Origin of the sequence: Streptomyces sp. NPDC025273 (genome assembly GCF_040638585.1) — a bacterium.
Taxonomy (GTDB): Bacteria; Actinomycetota; Actinomycetes; order Streptomycetales; family Streptomycetaceae; genus Streptomyces; species Streptomyces cinereorectus.
In genome coordinates, this window is record NZ_JBEZYP010000006.1 from 20,418 (window position 1) to 40,017 (window position 19,600).

Genomic DNA, 19,600 nt, shown 5'->3' on the forward strand with positions numbered 1-19,600 from the left:
CCGCCGCCCGACCTCGAGGAGAGACCATGTCCGGCTCCATCCCCCGCCAGGTCCCCATCGCCGTGGTCGGTGTCGGGGCGCTGGTTCCGGGCGCGACGGACGCGGCCGGCTACTGGCGGGTCGTGACCGGCGGCCGGGACCTGATCACCGAGGTCCCCGCCTCCCGCTGGCGGGTGGAGGACCACTACGATCCGGACCCGGCCGCCCCCGACAAGACGTACGCCCGCCGGGGCGCCTTCCTTCCCGAGGTGGACTTCGACCCGATGGCCTACGGGGTGCCTCCCACCAATCTGCCGTCCACAGACACCTCCCAGCTGCTCGCCCTCATGGTCGCCGACCAGGTGCTGAGGGACGCCGGCGGGACGTCCGGGATCGACCGGGACCGGACCGGCGTCGTCCTCGGGGCGGCCTCCCTCGAACTGCTGCCGCACATGTACGGGCGTTCCCAGCGCCCCGCGTGGCTGGCGGGGCTGCGGGAGAGCGGGCTCGACGAGGCCGAGGCGCACGCGGTGTGCGACCGCATCGCCGCCCGCTTCCAGCCGTGGCGGGAGTCGACCTTCCCGGGGCTGCTGGGCAACGTCGTCGCGGGACGGATCGCGAACCGGTTCGATCTGCACGGCGTCAACCACACCACCGACGCCGCCTGTGCCAGCTCGCTGGCCGCCCTGTCGACGGCGGTCGGGGAACTGTCCCTCGGCCGGGCCGACCTGGTCATCAGCGGCGGCGTGGACACCGGGAACGACGTCGGCATGTTCCTGTGCTTCTCCAAGACGCCCGCGCTCTCCCCCAGCGGCGACTGCCGCCCGTTCTCGGAGGCGGCGGACGGCACGATGCTCGGTGAGGCGGTCGTGATGTACGCGCTGAAGCGGTTGTCCGACGCGGAGCGCGACGGTGACCGGATCCACGCCGTGATCCGGGGCATCGGCACCTCGTCGGACGGCCGGAGCACAGCGATCTACGCCCCGCTGCCCGAGGGACAGGAACGGGCCCTGCGACGCGCGTACGAGGAGGCAGGCTACGGGCCGGAGACCGTGGAGCTGGTCGAGGCGCATGGCACCGGCACGAAGGCCGGGGACACCGCGGAACTGGCCGCGCTCAACGCGGTGTTCGGCGCTTCGGGACGTCCGGACGGCCAGTGGTGCGCGATCGGCTCGGTGAAGTCGCAGATCGGGCACACCAAGTGCGCGGCGGGTGCGGCGGGGCTCCTCAAGGCGGTGATGGCCCTCCACCACAAGGTGCTCCCGCCCACGGTCAAGGTCGGACGGCCGAACCCGGCGGCCGCCGCCCCTCACGGCCCGTTCTACGTGAACACGGAGGCCCGGCCGTGGGTGCGGCCGGCCGGTCATCCGCGCCGGGCGGCGGTGTCGAGTTTCGGTTTCGGCGGCAGCAACTTCCACGTCACGCTGGAGGAATACACCCCGCCGACCGTGCCCGCTCCGTCATCGAGCGCGCACGCGGACACCCTTGCGCGCCCTGCGCCGGAGTCCGCGGGCCGCCCTGCCCTGCGCCACCGCACGGCGTCGAGCGAGCTGGTCCTGTTCGGCGCCGCCTCGCCGTCCGCCCTGGTGGAGCGACTGCCGGAGGACGGACGGCCGCTGGCCGCGCTGGCGAGGGAGAGCCACGCCGCGTTCTCGCCCACCGCCCGGGTGCGGCTGGCCGTCGTCGCCACCGGCACCGATGACCTGCGGGAGAAGTACGCGCAGGCGCTCGCGCTCATCCGGCGGCGCCCCGAGGCGTCGTTCTCGGCCCCTTCCGGAATCCGGTACGCGTACGGGGAGTCCGCGCCCGGGCGCATCGGCTTCCTGTTCCCCGGGCAGGGCTCCCAGTACGTCGGGATGGGGGCCGGGCTCGCGATGCTGGCCCCGGCCGCGCAGGCCGTGTGGGACCGGCTGGGCTCCACCCGCTTCGACGGAAGGCCCCTGCACCGGGCCGTGTTCCCGCCGCCCGCCTTCACCGAGGAAGAGCGCGCCGCCCGAGCGGCCCTGCTGGACGCCACCGAGTGGGCTCAGCCGGCGCTGGCGGTGCACGCGCTCGCGCTGCTGGCGGTGGTGCGGGAACTGGGGCTGCGGCCGGACTGCGTGGCGGGCCACAGTTTCGGCGAACTGGTGGCGCTGCACTGCGCGGGCGCCCTGGACGCGGAGTCGCTGGTGGGGCTGGCGCGTCGTCGCGGCGAGCTGATGCGGGAGGCGGCCCTCACCCCGGGCGCGATGCTGGCGGTGGCGGCGGACCGCGTACGCGTGGCAGAGGTGCTGGCCGGCGGTGGCTTCGACGACATCTGGCCGGCCAACCACAACTCGCCCCGTCAGACGGTGCTCTCGGGTTCGGCGGCGGCGGTCGAAAGGGCGAGGGGCGCCTTCTCGGCCGCGGGGATCGCCGCCCGCGCGCTGTCCGCGTCGACCGCCTTCCACAGCCCGCTGGTCGCCCCGGCTGTCGAGCCGCTCGCCGCCTACCTGCGCACGGTGACGTTCTCGGAACCCCGGATCGAGGTCTACGGCAACACGGACGCGGCACCCTACCCCTCCTGCCCCGACGCGGTACGCCGCCGGGTCGCCGGTCATCTCGCCTCACCGGTCCTCTTCCAGGACCAGATCGAGGCGATGTACGCGGCGGGGGTGCGGACCTTCGTGGAGGTCGGCGCGGGCGCCACGCTCACGGGCCTGGTCGGGCAGATCCTCGGCGACCGCGAGCACGCGGCCGTGCCCCTGGACCGGCCGGCCGGGGCGGGCGCCGACACCTTCCACGCCGCACTCGGCGAACTCGCCGTACGGGGCGTACCCCTCGGCCTCATCCCCCTCTGGACCCCTTACGCATCGTCCGGAACACCAGCGAAGGAGCGCGAGCCCCGAATGACCGTGAAGATCAGTGGAGCCAACTGCGGTCAGCTCCCGCCCTCCGGAACCCCGCACGTCGAACCGACGCACGCCCCGGAATACGGGCCGCGCCCCGACGCCGTGCCGGCTGCCGCCCCCGCACCGGCGGTCGCCCTGCCCTCGCAGACCTCCGCCGACGTGCCACTGCCACCGGTGTACGTGCCGGCTGCCGCGTCCTCGCAGCAGGAGTTCGGGCCGTCACACCCTGCGGAGGCGCCGGTGGACGCCCGCCCGGTCATCGGCGACGACCGGCAGCTCTCCGTCGAGAGCATCCACCGGCAGACGGCCGAGACCCACCTCGCCTGTCAACGCCTGCTGACGGACAGCCATATGGCCTTCCTGGGGATGGCCGAGACGACCCTGGCCGCGCTGCTCGGTGCGCCGGTCCCGGGCGCGGCCCAGGACATGGCAGCCCCCGCTCCGCTGCCGCTCCCCCGCTCCGCAGGCCCGCTCGACGTACCGGCCGCCGTGGCGCCCCCGGTGGCGGCGCCGGCTCCCGCCGTCGCTCCCGCCGCCCCGGTGGCTCCCGCGGCGGTCGTCGGGGCCGCGACGCCGTGGCGCGTGCCGGAGGCAAGCACCCCTCAGGCGGGCGACGCGGTGCGCCCCTCAGCATCGGAGCCGGCACTACCGTGCGAACCACCGGCGCGGGACGCATCGGCACCGGACCCATCGGCGTCGGAGTTCTCTCCCGCGGAGCTGTCTCCCTCCGAGCTGGGGGAGTTGCTCCTGTCGGTGGTGGCCGACCTCACGGGCTATCCGACCGCCATGCTGCACGTGGACATGGACCTGGAGGCGGATCTGGGCGTCGACTCCATCAAGCGTGTCGAGATCCTGTCGGCCGTGCGCCGCCGGGTGGGCGACGTGGCGGCCGGGGACGCCGGACGGCTCGGCAAGCTCCGTACGCTGCGCGAGATCACCGCGGCACTCGCCTCCGGCGCCCGGGCCGCCGGGGCCGCGCCGGAGCCGGACGCCCATGCCGTGCCCGCGCCCCGCGCGGACGCGTTCGAGCCCTTCCCGGCGGAGGCCCACGAGGACGCCCCGTCCTCCACGACCGTCGACGTCCCGGCCGTACGGGGCGACGGATCCGAGCGGTCCGCCGATGACGCAGCGGCGGACGGTTGGACGCCGTTGACCCGGCTGGTGCCGCGCATGGTGGAGTCCCCGGCGTCCGGGCTGGCCACGGCGGGGCTGCTGGACGGACCGGTCGTGGTGAGCGGCGAGGACGTGGTGGGGTGCCCGGTCGTCGGCCTCGTGGCCCGGAAGCTGGCGGAGCGCGGTGTGGACGCCACCGCCGTGGCGGAGGTGCCCGAGGGAGCGCGCGGCGTCATCCACCTCGGCGGCCTCTCCGCGAACGGCACACCGGACGAGGCCCGGGAGGTCCACATCTCGGCGCTCCGCGCGGCGCGGGCGCTGGCACTGCGGGCGGCCGGGGGCGGCGGTCTGTTCGTCACCGTCCAGGACACCGGAGGCGACTTCGGGCTCGGCGGACACACGCCCGGCCGCGCGTGGTTGGGCGGGGCAGCCGGACTGGCCAGGACCGCCGCGAAGGAGTGGCCGGACACCCAGGTGAGGGTCGTCGACTGCGAGCGGGGCGGCCGGGACGACGAAGAGGTCGCCGACGCGATCGTGTGCGAACTGCTCGAAGGCGGAGCCGACAGGGAGGTCGGCCTCCGCGCGGACGGCACCCGCGCCCTGCTGCGGATGGTGCCCGGTCCGCTCACACCCGGCGGCGCCCGGCGCGTCGGCGAGAACTCCGTGATCGTGGCCACCGGCGGCGCCCGCGGGGTGACCGCCGCCGCGCTGCTCGACCTGGCCAGGACCCACCGGCCGCGGATCGTCCTGCTCGGACGGACGGAGGCCGCCGCCGAGCCCGCCGGCCTGGCATTGGCCACCGACGAACGGGCCCTCACCCGGCTGCTCGCGGAGCGGGCCCGGGATACGGAGGGGGCCTCGCCCGCCCGGATCGCGGAGGAGGCCCGGAGGATTCTCGCCGCCCGCGAAGTACGGGCGACGCTGGCCGGGCTGGAAGCCGCCGGTTCGCCCGCCCGGTACGTCAGGGTGGATGTCCGCGACGCCGACGCCCTCACTGCGGCACTGCACGAGGTACGCGCGAAGTGGGGGCCGGTGACCGGCATCGTGCACGGTGCGGGCGTGCTCGCCGACAAGCGGATCGCGGACAAGACCGACGAGCAGGCCGAGCTGGTCATGGCCACGAAGGTGGACGGCCTGCGGGCGCTGCTGACGGCGACGGCGGACGATCCCCTGGACACGATTCTGCTGTTCTCCTCGGTGGCCGCCGTGTTTGGCAACGCGGGCCAGAGCGACTACGCCATGGCCAATGAGATCCTCCAGCAGGTCGCGTCGGCCGAGCAGGCCCGCCGCCCCGACTGCCTGGTGCGCTGCGTGGCCTGGGGTCCCTGGCAGGGCGGCATGGTCACCCCGGCCCTGGCCGCGCACTTCGGCCGGTCCGGGGTGCCGCTCATCCCCCCGGCCCAGGGGGCCGCGGCCTGCACCGCCGAACTGGACGGCGCGGCCGGCGAGGCCCGTGTCGTGCTGACGGCGGGCGACGGCCCGGCCGCCGCGGACGAACGGTTGCGCGCGCAGGTGCTGGTCAGCTCGGACACCCTGCCGCAGCTGGCCGACCACGCGCCCGCCGGTGTCCCGGTGCTGCCCGTGGCGCTGGTCCTGAACTGGTTCGCGGGCGCCGCGGCGGCCTGGCTGCCGGCCGAGGGGCAGCTCGTCCTGCGTGATCTGCGGGTGTACCGGAAGTACGACCTGCCGGAGCTGGAAGGCGTGGGCCACCGGCTCACCGTGCTGGGCAGCCGGGGCGCGCCCGGCTCCCCGGCCGGGCTGGAGGCGGAGCTGCGGGGCGAGGAGGGGCAGGCGCACTTCCGTGCCGTCGTGGACACCGGCGAGGGTGCGCCCGACCGGTCCGCCTGGGACACCCCGGCGGACCTGAAGCCGCTCGACGTGACCGCGCCGTACGACGGGGGCGTCCTCTTCCACGGCCCCCGGTTCCATGCCCTGCGCGAGGTGTGCGGTGTGTCGGAGCACGGGGCGGAGGCGACGGTCGCGGGCCTGCGGTCCCTGGGCTGGCCGGGCGGGCACGGTCCGCTGGATCCGGCCGCCGTGGACGGCGCGCTCCAACTCGCGCTGCTCTGGGGCGAGAAGGTGCTCGGGACTGCGAGCCTGCCGATGGCCGTCGCGGAGTGCCGGGTGTACCGGCGCGGCCCGGTGGACGACGCCGTGCGCTGTGTGGTGCGGGGACGGAAGGCGCACGACACCGGGGCACGCTGCGACGCCGCGCTGATCGGCCCCGACGGGTCCGTACTGCTGGAGCTGACCGGCGTCGAACTCGTCAGCCGCCCCTCCTGACCGGGCCCTTCCCCCTGTCTGAACCCGCCCTCTCCACTCCGCCGTGAAGTGAGACCCGCATGCGTTTCGAACCGATCGCCGTCGTCGGCCGGGGGTGTGTCCTGCCCGGCGCACTGGACCCGGACGGATTCTGGGAGAACGTCGCCGCCGGGCGTACGAGTCTGACGGCGGCCCCGGAAGGCCGGTGGCGGCTGCCGCGCCACCGGGTCATGGGCACGGTGGACGATCACCTCGACCGCACCTGGACCGACGTCGGGGGGTACGTCGAAGGGTTCGAGTCCGTCTTCGACCCGGAAGGCTTCCTCCTCCCCCCGGAGCGGATCGCGACGCTGGACCCGCTCTTCCACTGGGTGCTGTACGGGGTACGGCAGGCGCTCGCGGAGGCGGGCCGCACCACACCGCTGCGGCGCGGCGGGCTGATCCTGGGGAACCTGTCGTACCCCACCCCCACCGGGGCGGCCTTCGCCGAACACGTCTGGCTGTCGGCGCAGCGCCCAGCGCTCCGCGACGCGCTGCTGACGGGTGGACGCCACCCCCGCCCCGATGCCCGCAACCGCTTCTCCTCCGGGCTCCCGGCCCTGCTCGCGGCCCGCGCGCTCGGGCTCGGGGCCGGGGCGTGGGCCCTCGACGCGGCCTGCGCCTCCTCGCTGTACGCGATCAAGCTGGCGTGCGACCGCTTGCACGACGGCACGGCCGACCTGATGGTGGCCGGCGCGGTCAGCCGGCCCGACCCTCTCTACCTGCATGTGGGGTTCTGCGGGCTGTCCGCGACGAGCCGTACGGGGCGCAGCCGCCCCTTCGACCGGGACGCGGACGGGCTGGTGCACGGCGAGGGCGCCGGGTTCGTCGCCCTGACGCGGCTCTCCGACGCCCGCGCGGCGGGGCTCCCCGTGTTCGGCGTGATCCGCGGGGTGGGGCTGTCCAACGACGGGCGGGGGTCCGGTCTGATCAGCCCGTCCGAGGAAGGCCAGGTGCGGGCGATGCGCCTGGCGTACGAGGCGGCGGGCGTCGCTCCCGAGTCGGTGTCGCTCGTCGAGTGCCATGCGACGGGGACGCCGGTCGGCGACGCGGTGGAGGTGCGCGGCATGGCCCGGGTCTTCGGGGCCGCCGGCGACGTGCCGATCGGTTCGGCGAAGTCGAACATCGGGCATCTGCTGGCCTCGGCGGGCGTGGCGGGGCTGCTGAAGGTGCTGGGTGCGATGCGCGCGGGGGTGCGCCCGGCGACACTCGGCGCGCGTCGGCCGCTGGACGCCCTGTCGGGCACGCCGTTGCGCGTGCTGGACACGGCGGAGGAGTGGGCGGGGCCGCGCAGGGCGGCGGTCAGCGCGTTCGGGTTCGGCGGGACCAACGCCCACCTGCTCCTCGACGACCCGGACGACGCTCCCCCGCCCTCCGCGCCCCGGGCGGCGTACGGAGCGAGGCCCACCGCGCGGCGGGCCGCACCGGCGGACCGGGCACCGCATGCCCCGGTTCCGGGACCCGACGCGCCGGACACCCCGGCTGCGGCCGCCGACCGTACGCCCGGGGCATGCGCGGTGCCCGTGGCGATCGTCGCCATCGGGGCGCGGGTCGGGGAGGGAACGTCGGTCGAGGACCTCCGCCGGGCGGTGCTGGGCGGTGAACGGCGCGGCCCCGTCGCGAAGATCGCCGTGCAGCTGACGGGCCTGTGCTTCCCCCCGCTGGCCCTGGAGCGGACGGTACGCCATCAGCTCCTGGTGCTGGAGGCCGCCCGGGAGGCCGCCCGGACGGTGAACCTGCACCGGGAGCGGACCATGGTGGTCATCGGTACCGGCGTGGACCCGGAGGTGGCCCGGGCGGGCGCGCGTTGGCGGATTCCCCACTGGCTGGAGGAGTCGGGTGTTTCCGTCACCGCGGCGTCGGCGGACCTCGCCCGGGACGCCTTCACCCCGCCCATGACGGCGGAGGGGGTGGTGGGCAGCATGCCGAACCTGGCGGCGAACCGCATCAGCACCCAACTGGACCTGGCGGGGCCGAGTTTCACGGTGTCCGCCGAGGAGGCGTCCGGGCTGGTGGCACTGGAGGCCGCGGCCCGCGCCCTGCGGTCGGGGGAGGTCGACGCGGCACTCGTCGGCGCCACCGACCTGTCCTGCGAGGCGGTCCACCGGGTCGCCTTGCGGGAGTCCGCTCCCGGCGTGGAGCCCGGTGACGCGGCGGTCGTCCTGGTCCTCAAGCCGCTGGACGCCGCCCGCCGGGACGGGGACACCGTCGTCGCCGTGCTGGACGAGGAGGCCGGCGACGAACCCGACATGGTCATCGGCGACGGTCCGGACGCGGGGTTCGATCCGGCGTCCGCCTTCGGGCGTGCTCATGCGGCCTCCGGGCTGGTGTCCGTCGCCGTCGCGGCGCTCTCGCTCCAGCACCGCGCGGTCCCGCGCCCCGACGCGCCCGCCGACACGGCGGCCGTCGCCCACACCGCGCGGGCCGTCAGCGTACCGGCGGAGGGGGCGGCCATGAGTGTCCGGCTGCGCGCCGGGGACCCCCGGCCATGGCTGCCGGGGCCCGCCCCGCGCCTGCGCGTCTTCTCCGGGGCGGACCGCGGGGAGGTGCTGGCCGCACTGGAGGCCGGGACCGAGTCCTCGGCGGGTCCGGCACGGCTGGCTCTCGTGGCGGACGGCGGCACCGCGTGGGCGGAGCGCCGGGAAGCGGCCCGTCGTTGGCTGGCGGAGGGCGGGGCCCGCCCGGCGGATGTCCTGTACCGGGGCGCGCCGGTCGGCGGAGAGACCGCCTTCGTGTACACGAACGGCTCGGCCGCGTACCCCGGGATGGGCCACGCGCTGACGCTGGCGTGCCCGTCGCTGGGCGAGAGCGTCCGTGCGGGGCACCGGGCGGTCGGGACGCGGCTGCGCTCCGGGACGGGGCCCGGGGTGCTCGACCAGATCTGGTCCGTCGCCGAACTGGCGGTCTTCCACACCGTGTTCAGCCGTGAGGTGCTGGGCCTGCGGCCGGACGCCGCGATCGGCTACTCCTCGGGCGAGTCGACGGCACTGGTCGCGCTGGGCGCGTGGCCGGATGCCTCGGGGCTGTACGAGGCGACGCGGGAGAGCGGGCTGTTCACCACGGAACTCACGGGTGAGCTGCGGGCGGTGCGGCGCCACTGGCGGCAGCGTGGCATCGGCGGCGACCGCTGGTCGAGCTATCTGGTCGCCGCGCCGCTGGAGGCCGTCCGCGCGGAGCTCGCCGGGGAGCGTGCGGTCCATCTGATGGCGGTGAACGCGCCGGGGGTCTGCGTCGTCGGCGGCGAGTCCGGGGCGTGCGCGGCCTTGGTCACCCGGCTGGGCGTGGACCGGGCGATCGAGCTGGACTACGACATGGCCGCCCACGCCCCGGAGTTGGCGGAGGTCCGCGAGGTGTGGCGCGAGGCCCACCGGCGCCCCACGGTCGAGGTGCCGGGGGTCCGGTTCTACAGCGGGGCCACCGGCCGGGCGTACCGTCCGACGACCGAGCGGGCCGCCGAAGCGCTCACCGCTCAGGGCCTGGGCACGATCGACTTCGCGGCGACGATCGAGCGGGCGTGGGCGGACGGGGTCCGCGTCTTTGTGGAACACGGGCCCCGGAAGCTGTGCACCGGCTGGATCAAGCGGGTCCTCGGGGACCGGGAGCATGTGGCCGTCGCGCTGGACACCCCGGACGACACCGGGCTGCGGAATCTGTGCCTGGCCGTCGGCGAACTCGTGGTGGCCGGGGTGCCCGTGCGGGCCGACGCGTTGACCGCCCGGCTCGCCGAGGCCGCTACCGGCCTCCCGGCCCCCGGACCGACCGTCACCGTTGCCGTACCCCCCACTCCCTGCCTGCCGCCCCTGGAGCCCGCCGTGACCGTTCTGCCCCGGGCCCCCGAGCTGGCGCCGGTGCCGGCGGAGCAGCCCGCTCCCGCGGAACGGCCCGGCGCCCCGGTTGCCGCCGTACCCGCCGCCGCGGTGGGGCCGGGGGCCCGGCTGTCCGACCCGGCGTCCCCGGCGCCGGGGGTCGCGGGCACGGTCGCCCGGCAGAGTCGGCGGGCCGCCCTGGTGCACGAGGAGATCATGGTCGCGCACGCGGAGGCCCACCGGCGGTTCCTGCACCTGTCCGCGCTGGCCCTCACGGCGCTGATGGCGGGCGGCCGGCCGGACGCCGGGCGCGCGGCGGTTTCCCTACCTCCGGGGGGCGTTGCCCGGGTACCTCCGGGAAACGTCGGATCCCTCCCTCCGGGAGGCGTCGCCTCCGTACAGCCGTCCGCCGCCCTCCCCGTACGACCGCCGTGCGCCTCGCCCGTCCCCGTGCGGCCGCGGGGCCCGGCCCCCGCCCCGCGCCCCGGCACGGCTCCGGCTCCGGCCCCCGTCCCGGGGGCGAAGCCGGTGTTCGACCGGGCCCAGTTGGAGCATCTCGCCTCCGGGGCGATCTCCACACTGTTCGGTCCGCGCTTCGCCGAGCAGGACCGGTACGCGGTGCAGACCCGGATGCCCGGACCGCCCATGCTCTTCGCCGACCGGGTCACCGCCATCGACGCGGTGCCCGCGGCGCTCGTCCTGCCGGGGCCGGTCCGCACGGACGGTCGGATCTGGACGGAGACCGAAATCCTGACCGACAGCTGGTACCTGGACGCGACGGGACGCATGCCGGCCGGCGTGCTGATCGAGGCAGGACAGGCCGATCTGCTGCTGCTCAGCTGGCTGGGGGCGGACCTACTCAACCGGGGCGAGCGCGCCTACCGCCTGCTCGGCTGCGAGGTGACGTTCCATGGCGGCCCGCCCCGCCCCGGCGACACCCTGCGCTTCGAGATCCATGTGGACGGCCACGCGGAGGCGGACGGGGTCCGGCTGGCCTTCTTCCACTACGACTGCTACGTGGACGGTGAGTTGCGGCTCAGCGTCCGCGAGGGCCAGGCCGGGTTCTTCACCCCCGTCGAGCTGGCCGCCAGTGGTGGGGTGCGCTGGGACCCGGCCGAGCACGCCCCCGGCGACGACCTGCCGCTCGACCCTCCGGCCGTACGCTGCGAGCGGACCCGCTTCGGTACGGACCGGGTGCGGGCCCTGGCGCAGGGGTCGCCCGCGGAGTGCTTCGGGCCGGGCTGGGAGGCGACGGCAGCCCATGTGCGGACGCCCCTGCTCGACGGGGAGCGGCTGCGTCTGCTGGACGAGGTCACCGTGTTCGACCCCGTCGGCGGACCCTGGGGCCGGGGGTATCTGCGTGCCGAGACGGCGGTGTCCCCGGACGACTGGTTCTTCACCGGCCACTTCAAGAACGACCCCTGCATGCCGGGCACCCTGATGCTCCAGGGCGGTCTCCAGGCCATGGCCTTCTATCTGACGGCCTCGGGCCACACCGTCGACCGCGACGGCTGGCGTTTCGAGCCGGTCGACACACAGCCGTCCCGGGCCATGTGCCGGGGCCAGGCGACCCCGGAGTCCCGGAGGATCGTCTACGAGGTGTTCGTCCGGGGCGTCTCGGCCGGGCCGGTGCCGACGCTCCACGCCGATGTCCTCGGGTCGGTGGACGGCAGGAAGGCGTTCCTGGGGCGCGGCATGGCGCTCCGGCTGGTACCCGACTGGCCGTTGTCGCAGTGGCGGGGCTCGGGTCCGCCCGCCGTGCAGGAGGACGGAGCGCCGGTGCCACCGCCACTGCTCGGCGGACTGTCCGGGCACCGGGAGGAGAAAGCGGTGGCCGTCGCGGCCGATGGGTTCCGCTTCGACTACGCGTCGTTGCTGGCATGCGCCTGGGGCAGGCCCAGCGAGGCGTTCGGCGCCATGTATGAGCCCTTCGACGGCACCCGCAGGGTCGCCAGGCTGCCCGGGCCGCCCTACCACTTCATGAGCCGGATCGTCTCGGTGGACGGCGTGCAGGGCGGCATGCGGGAGGGCAGCGTCGTCGTCGCCGAGTACGACGTACCGGAACGGGCGTGGTACTTCGAGCAGAACCCGTCCCGGCGCATGCCGCTCGCGGTCCTCATGGAGGTCGCGCTGCAGCCCTGCGGGTGGCTGGCCTCGTACGCCGGCAGCGCGACGACCAGCGAGCAGGACCTGCTGTTCCGCAATCTGGACGGAGCGAAGACGGTCACCGGCGAGGTCACCGCCGGGACGCGCACGATCCGCACCCGGGCCGAACTGACCCGCGTCTCGCGCAGCGGGGACATGATCATCGAGTCGTTCCGGGTGGTGTGCACGGCCGACGACGCGCCCCTCGCCGAACTCGCCACGGTCTTCGGCTACTTCCCCCGGTCGGCGTTCGACGACCAGCAGGGCCTGCCGGTCCCGGCCGAGGAGCGCGCCCGTCTCGACGAGCCCTGCGACCGGGTGGTCGGCCTCACCGCCCGGCCCGCCCGCTACTGCGCCGGGGAGCTGCGCCTGCCGGGCCGCATGCTGCTGATGCTGGACCGGGTCACGGGCTCCTGGCCGGAGGGCGGAAGCGCGGGGCTCGGCCGGCTGCGGTCGGAGAAGGACGTGCGTCCGGACGCCTGGTTCTTCCGGGCCCACTTCTTCCAGGACCCGGTGCAGCCCGGCTCCCTGGGGGTCGAGGCCATGTGCCAGCTGCTCCAGTACCACCTGATCGAAGCCGGCGCGGCGGACGGGATCGTCCACCCCCGGTTCGAGCCGGTGCTGCCCGGCCGGGAGACGGAGTGGACGTACCGGGGCCAGATCACCCCCGCCAACCGGCTGATCCGGGTGGACATGGACATCGTGGAGAGCGGTACGGACGCACGCGGGCCCTATGCCGTGGCGGACGCGACGCTGTGGGGCGACGACACGTGCATCTACCGGGTACGGGGGCTGGGGATGCGGGTGGTGCCGGGCCCCCCGCCCGTGCGGTGATCTGCTCGGTCCTCCATCCCGAGCTCGGCCGCCAGGTCCGTACGACCGCCGTGCTGGCCGCCGCGGTGCTGGCCCGCGCCGGGCAGGTCGCCTTCCCCTACCACGGCGGTGACGCGTTCTGTCCGCGGCTGATCGACCGGCACCTCGCGGCGATGCAGGCTGCCGGCGGCGCCGAGGTCATCGCGAGCGACACCGGCATCCGCGCTCTGTGCGGGCCCTGCGGCGTGCGGGCGTTCACCGTGGACGTGAACACCCTGTACGGGCCGAGCCTGGGGGCGACGGGTTCGGCGAGACTGCGTCCGCCCGCGCCCATGGCGCCAGCCTGATCAACCACCCGTCGATTGAACCGGAGGTCACCGAGACCGCCCGCTTCCTCGCGAACTCGGTGTGCCCATCGCGCGTCGCGATGACCTCGGCACCTCCGCCGTACCCTCGCCGAGCGGTGGAATCTTCCTGCTCCACGTGGTCCGTCCCACTCGTTCGAGGGATCACGTCCAGGCCAAGGGCGTTCACATCCCGTCATAACTCAGCAGGTGAGCCGCCCCGTCCAGTCGAAGGTCACCGACCCGACATAACGTCACGCAGTGTAATGTCCCCATTGCAGGGGTTCGCGGTCGTTGTGGCTCTCGCAGCGCCGCTGGCCCTCATGGGACCCGTCGAGTCGCGCCGCGGTGGCCCCGGCGCCCTGCATCAGCGGAGAGCGTGAACGGCGGAGCGAGTCCTCGGCGCCAGGCTGTTTGCCTGGGTCATGCCCGCAGATCTTCCGTCACGGGCAGGCACTCGGCGAGCAGGTCGACGACGTCGCGCCAGGCTCGCCGCGCGTGCTGTGGGTGGTAGCCGACGCCGGGGACCGTGGGGTGGTCGACCGGCGGGTGGTGGAAGGCGTGCAAGGCGCCGCCGTAGACCGCGAGGCGCCAGTCGACGCCCGCGGCCTGCATCTCAGCGGTGAACGCGTTCCGTTGCGCGGGCGGCATGATCGGGTCTTCCGATCCGACCCCGGCCCACACCGGGCAGCGAATGCGCGCCGCCTCGCCCGGTCGGCCCGTGGTAGTTGCGTTGACTGTCCCGATCGCACGCAGGTTGACGCCGTCGCGCCCGAGTTCCAGCCCGACGGCGCCCCCGGTGCCGTAGCCGATGGCGGCGATCCGGTCGGGGTCGGCCCGCGATTCGGTGCGCAACACATCGAGCGCAGCGTGGCCGATGCCCCGCATCCGGTCGGGATCAGAGAGCAGTGGTATGCAACGGGCCAGCATCTCCTCGGGGTCGCCCAAATAGCGCCCGCCGTGAAGGTCGAAGGCCAGCGCTACGTATCCCAGCTCGGCGAGAGCATCGGCCCGGCGGCGCTCGACGTCGCTGAGCCCCATGCCCTCTGGTCCGAGCAGCACCGCGGGCCGGCGGTCGACACCGGCCGGGAGCGCGAGGTGCCCGATCATCGTCAAACCGTCGGCCGGATACTCGACCGCACGCGTCGTGATCGTCGTCATGAGACTGGACTGTAGTGATCGTCGAGCCCGGTCCGGCCGGTGTTCTGCCGCCGGCAGAACAGTGCACGTGTCCCGCTGGAATACGGGGCCGAGCGCTCAGGGCTTCAAGATCATCTCCTTGCCCTTTTGGCGCGTACCTCGGTCACACCTCTATGGGTGGCTGTGGTCAGCTGGCCGGAAGAACCCTCTCCCGCAGGAGAGCGAAGCCGGCCCGGCCGAACATCTGGCGCTTGAGCATCTTGATTCGGTTGACGTGGCCTTCGACGACGCCGGAGCTCCAGGGCAGGGTGAGGCCGGCGATGACGGCATCGCGGTCACGGTCGATGCCTGCGGCGAGTGTACGGAGGCCGGGGAGGTTGTCTCGCCGGACGGCATCAAGCCACTGTGGCAGCCGTTCGCCCTGGCGCTCTGTGAGTATTTGACCGAAGGAGCGGACGTGGCCTGTGAGGGCGTCACGTTCAGGGCAGTGGACCAGAACGGCCCTGAGCCGAAGGTGCTCCGTCTCGGTGAGGGTCTCCGGCCGACGGAGGATCCATCCGACGCCCCGGGGTGACGGTGGCCGAGCCGTGACGGGGCCTGACGAGAGCCGCTTCTCCCGGAAATAGGCGCGAACCCGCTGGTAGCTGTCTTGATAGCCGAGCGGCACAATCTCCTCCCACACCGTCCAGGCGTTCGTGCAGCCCTGGTTCCAGCGGTCATCCAGGTAGGGCTTGAATGTGTCCAGCTTGGACGGCCGACCCTGCACTGCCCATGGAAGAGGTCCTCCGGGGCGGCTGCGTCGGCGAGGAGCTTGACGGTGCGCGAGGTCATGCGGAGCTGGCGGCAGATCACCCTGCGACTGAGCCCGTCCGCCAGCAGTTCGTGGACGGTCGGGTGCTTGGCGCGGGTGCGGTCGGCGAAACGATGTCCGGTCGCGGGATACGATCTCTACCCCGGGCCGCTTCGCGAGCCAAGCGACCGGACTGGAAGCCTCCCGGTCGGGCAGCAGGTCCACCGGACGCCGGCTTTCCACCTCGACCAGGACAGTCCCGTAGCGACGCCCTTTGCGGTCGCGTACTCATCGACCCCGACCACGCGCGGGACGGGAACTTCCGGGTCGGGCAAGGCTGCGACCAGCCGCAGCAGCGTGCCGCGGCTGACGGACACGCCGAAGACTCTCGCCATGCGGGACCCGGCCCGACCGGCGAGCGCGAGGCCGACCGCGGCCAGTCGACCGCAGGCGCTCGGGCCGCCGGCCGTACCGACGGCTCAGCCCCGGCGTCTGCCCAGCGAAGGTCCGGCGTGCGCAGGAGATGACCAGGCAGAGGAACCGGCGGACCCGCAGGCAGAGGACGACCCGTCTGCCACCGCTGGGCACATCAGCTGGAAACTTCAGGTAGGAGCTGTGAATCCGCCGAGACCAGCTCCCCGCAGCCCGGGCAATCGGACCCGGCCACCGTACTTCGGGCTTCGATGCGTACCGCCTCGTTGTTCACGTCGACCGACAACACAGCCACGTCCGCGATCGGGGGGAACAGTGAGCCTCTTCGAACCTGACGGGTGGTTCAGCAGGGACGAGGGCGCGAAGCCCCTTGAACCTCCTCGGTCAGTGATCCGCCGCGTACGGAAGCCGGTCTTCCGAAGGCGGAGTCCGCCCCGGCGTCGGCGGTGCCAGGTTCTTCTCCTGAGCGACAGTTGGCCCCCGTCGGGCTGGAACGGAGCCGGAGCCCGGGCCCGCGTGCCACAGTCGGCGCGGCCGGGCCGGCCTGGCTGTTCGGGACGAACGTCACGCCACCGCGCCCGCTACCTTGCAGACCGCACCCTCGTCCGGGCCGTGCCTCTTCCACGCCTGGTGCCCCACAGGCGGCGGGTCATCGACCACGTCGTACGAGCACCGCAGCCAGGCTGCGATAAGACTCCGGGACAGTGCAGCCCCGCGGTTCTTGGGCGGGGCCTATAACGACGCTGCAGGCTTCACGTGATGTTGCGGACCGACCGGTCGCGACTCCCCAAGAGGGCGCGGACCAGCTCGCGGGCGTGGGCGCCTCCCCGAGCACCCGCTGGATATCGGCAACGACTTGGCGGACGTTTTCACCTACGAATCGCTCAAGTCGTACGAGCGCCTGGCGCTCGCCGGCGAACTGCGCGAGCGCGGCACCAAGCGTCCCACCAGCAAGGCGACGGCCATGGTGACCGCGCCGTCGTGATGACGCTGCTGCAGCGCGAGCTCGGCCTGGAGATCGTCCACCTCCGCATCCAGGAGGAGCAGCCCCGCAGGGAACCCGTCGACGTCGTGCGCCGCAAGCGGATGCGCGAGAGCCTGCAGAGCGTTGCCGATCTCATCGGCCGCCGCACCCACTGGACCGTCGAGGGCGGCCTGCTCACCTGCGGCTTCCCCCGCTGGATGCGGATGCTCGCGATGGCCGCCATCGTCCTGGACACCGGTGCCCGCGTCGGCGAGATGCGCGCGATCCGGCTGGAGGACCTCTCCCCCGCCCTGGAGGAGGTCCGCATCGTCCGCCGGCCGAGGAACGCCCGCCCCAACGATCCGGTCTCCGTCGAGGTCTACCCGCTGCGCCGCTCCACCCGGGCCGCGCTGCAGCGCTGGCTCCTGGTACGCCGCCTGCTCATGGTCGACGTCGCCGGCACCGCCGACGCTTTGTGGGTGTCCGTCCGCGGCAACCACGGCGGCACCGTCACACCGAGGCAGGACTCCAGCACCGGCCCGCCGGCACCATGCTGCAGCCGCGCGGCGCCGGGGACGAGAAACGCTGCTGCTGCCGACGTCCGGTCGGCAGCAGCGCAGGCGCAGGTCAGTCAGCCGCAGTGCTCCAGGCCGCTCTCCCAGTAGATCTGGCCGTACATGCCCCCCCATTGAATACAGGTGTTAGGCGCATTCACGTACACGGGCCCGGCATAGGTGGCGTAGGACCCACCGTCCGAGACCCAGCTGCCGCCGGACTTCCGAATGGAAGCCTCCATGTAGATCGCCGAACCGGAGGTGTCCCGGATGGTGGTCACGCAGTTGTAGCCGTTGCTGCTGTTGTAGGTCAGGTAGACGGTCGCTGCCCCCAGATCGTGGGAGTCGATCACGCTGTACCCTGAGCCGCAAACGGAGCCGGGGGAGACGGCGGCGGCGCTTGCCGGTGTGGCCGTGGCGAACAGCCCGGCGGCAGAGATCGCCGCCACGACAGCGGCGGACTTGACCTTGGAATGGAGCAACGGAGGTCTTCCTTCCTCACATGGATTGCGCTTGTGTGAAGATCTTTTATGTGCTCGTTACGAGCGTCAATGGAGTTGCTTCGGCGGGGCACTTGATCAAGCCACCTCCCCCGAAGAATTTCACCTACTTTGTGCTAGCGCCGCAAGAGCGAAGGGCGGCACACGGGCCGACTGGGAACGGGAGGACACAGCACGGAAACAGGAATGTCGAAGGTGGCGACAGCGGAGCCGACACGCGCCAACGACGCCGAGCACGGCCAAGGAACCGGCCCGCGAATACCTTCGCCCGCGTTGTCTCCGGAGATACCCGACGCGGAGCTCGAGTGCATCGCGCTCGGCGCCTCGCAGAGCGAGACAATGACCGAAACGTGATCAATACAGGGTGAGCTTCGAGACCGGTGTGGGTGCCGGGGTACAGTCGCCCGTCAGCGATCCGGCCAGCCCCTTCTAAGCCTGCCGGCCAACACCGGCCTGACGGGACCATCCCCGCCGCGTGGGGAGCAGGCACCCATGACAGCCGAGGGGCTGCGACCAGCAAGAACACACCTCTCCCGCTCAGCCATGACTGACACGAAGCCGACACATCGCAGCGAGGCGCTGAGCGTCCACCCAGACCCGGAGGGGGCAAATCGGCCGGGGTGGACGTGAGTCGCTCAGGACGGCGCTGGGACCTCTTCCTGAGCCTCCTCAGCCACAACCGCCGCGAGGGTTCTGAGCTCCGGATGCGCTGGTCGCCTGTCGGGGTGAGCCTGGAATGGCATCCGTTCCCTACTCTTTGGAGAGCCATGATCGTCAAGATGTTGCACGACAAGGGCTTGAAGTCCGAGCACGCCTACACCGCGGCGTTCGTTTCGATCGGTCTGTCCGTCGCTTCGTGGTTCGGGTCGATGAAGGTTGAGCCGATGGGGGTGGCGCGCGCCGACCGGTGGGGAATCTTCGTCGGTGAATGGGCGCCCACGTTCTTCGGGCTGGGGCTGGCCTTGGCGCACTACGAGCACGCCGATCGCGACGAGGATCCGCTGCACTCAATGACCCGCTGACCCAGTGAGCGCGGTAAACAGTAGTGAGCTCAATACATGCCCGAGCTCAAAGGCGGGGTAGTCAGTCGGACTGGTCGGGACCTGCGGGAGGAGTGCTTTCGGTTGGTCCCGCGAAGTCCGGGCTCGTGAACGACGGGCGGGGGCGCGCTGCTGCCCCCGGGCCTTCCGGACCGGAGGACCGGCCGGTAGCCCCGGAGCAGGACGCGGCCGCGCTGCGGGCCGAACTGGAGCGCATGCGGCATACGCACACCCTGGCCGTGGCACAGCACCTGTGGGAGCAGCTGGTGGTGCGGGGCGAACACGTCGCGGATCTCCGGGCGACGCTGGCGGCGTTGCTGCCCGCTCCAGTCGGATCGCACGCGTGAGACACGTGCGATGCCTCGCATGGGTGCGGCCAGCTAGTCAGATAGTCGGCGGGCTGGGGGTACAGCCAGTCCCGGATCGCCTCTTCAAGGGAGTCTTGCATCTCGACGCCGAGGAGGACACAGCGGGCTTTGTAGGCGCGTTGGAGGTCGGGCGGGAGGTAGCTGCCGAACGGGGCGCGGGTCTTGGCGGCCGGGGCGGGTGGGGCGGTTGCGGCTCCGACGCGCAGGGGTTCGGTGTTCGGGGACAGGGGCGACGACAACCACCGAACGCCACCTCGCAGGCCAGAAGGGTGGCGGCTGGAGTACGTGCAGGTCAGAAAGGCGCCGCGTCACTTCTTCGGCTACTGATCGCGCTCGATGGAGCACAGCGCCTCGCGTCCGCCCATCCCCCATTCGCGGCGCCACTGGTAGACCCGCCTTCTCACTCACCCGTAACTCCCGTGCGATGCACGGGGCTTCCCC

The 19,600-nt window shown here is 73.3% G+C and carries 10 protein-coding genes; 7 read left to right on the plus strand and 3 right to left on the minus strand.

Going from position 1 to position 19,600, the window contains the following annotated elements:
* Positions 1-26: 26 nt before the first annotated feature.
* The 3 genes from AB0F38_RS12510 to AB0F38_RS12520 are packed head-to-tail and all read left to right on the plus strand — an operon-like array spanning position 27 to position 13,374.
* Positions 27-6,245 (plus strand): SDR family NAD(P)-dependent oxidoreductase, encoded by a 6,219-nt coding sequence (locus AB0F38_RS12510; protein ID WP_361890776.1) that lies wholly within the window; start codon positions 27-29, stop codon positions 6,243-6,245.
* 59 nt (positions 6,246-6,304) lie between these two features.
* On the plus strand, positions 6,305-13,048 hold the full coding sequence (locus tag AB0F38_RS12515; RefSeq protein ID WP_361890779.1) for a beta-ketoacyl synthase N-terminal-like domain-containing protein: 6,744 nt from the start codon (positions 6,305-6,307) through the stop codon (positions 13,046-13,048).
* Positions 13,045-13,374 (plus strand): hypothetical protein, encoded by a 330-nt coding sequence (locus AB0F38_RS12520; protein ID WP_361890782.1) that lies wholly within the window; start codon positions 13,045-13,047, stop codon positions 13,372-13,374. The genes AB0F38_RS12515 and AB0F38_RS12520 overlap by 4 nt, the downstream gene beginning before the upstream one ends.
* A gap of 420 nt (positions 13,375-13,794) precedes the next feature.
* On the opposite strand, the gene AB0F38_RS12525 is transcribed toward AB0F38_RS12520, so the two are convergent.
* Together AB0F38_RS12525 and AB0F38_RS12530 are read right to left on the minus strand one after the other, a co-directional pair.
* Positions 13,795-14,532: a dienelactone hydrolase family protein gene (locus tag AB0F38_RS12525; protein ID WP_361890785.1), complete on the minus strand. Its 738-nt coding sequence runs from the start codon at positions 14,530-14,532 to the stop codon at positions 13,795-13,797.
* A gap of 166 nt (positions 14,533-14,698) precedes the next feature.
* The gene (locus AB0F38_RS12530) at positions 14,699-15,544 is read right to left on the minus strand and encodes a transposase (RefSeq protein WP_361890788.1); all 846 of its coding nucleotides are present in this window, start codon (positions 15,542-15,544) and stop codon (positions 14,699-14,701) included.
* A 1,045-nt stretch (positions 15,545-16,589) separates the two neighbouring features.
* Here AB0F38_RS12530 and AB0F38_RS12535 point away from each other — a divergent pair.
* Positions 16,590-16,718, plus strand: coding sequence for a hypothetical protein (locus tag AB0F38_RS12535; RefSeq protein ID WP_361890791.1), 129 nt, complete (start codon positions 16,590-16,592; stop codon positions 16,716-16,718).
* Complete coding sequence (locus AB0F38_RS12540; protein WP_361890794.1) at positions 16,715-17,362, plus strand: hypothetical protein; 648 nt, start codon at positions 16,715-16,717, stop codon at positions 17,360-17,362. The genes AB0F38_RS12535 and AB0F38_RS12540 overlap by 4 nt, the downstream gene beginning before the upstream one ends.
* On the opposite strand, the gene AB0F38_RS12545 is transcribed toward AB0F38_RS12540, so the two are convergent.
* Positions 17,329-17,733 (minus strand): spore-associated protein A, encoded by a 405-nt coding sequence (locus AB0F38_RS12545; RefSeq protein WP_361890797.1) that lies wholly within the window; start codon positions 17,731-17,733, stop codon positions 17,329-17,331. The genes AB0F38_RS12540 and AB0F38_RS12545 overlap by 34 nt on opposite strands.
* A 785-nt stretch (positions 17,734-18,518) precedes the next feature.
* On the opposite strand from AB0F38_RS12545, the gene AB0F38_RS12550 reads away from it, so the two are divergent.
* Positions 18,519-18,773, plus strand: coding sequence for a hypothetical protein (locus AB0F38_RS12550; protein WP_361890800.1), 255 nt, complete (start codon positions 18,519-18,521; stop codon positions 18,771-18,773).
* Between the two features lie 125 nt (positions 18,774-18,898).
* On the plus strand, positions 18,899-19,138 hold the full coding sequence (locus AB0F38_RS12555; protein ID WP_361890803.1) for a hypothetical protein: 240 nt from the start codon (positions 18,899-18,901) through the stop codon (positions 19,136-19,138).
* Positions 19,139-19,600 lie beyond the last annotated feature (462 nt).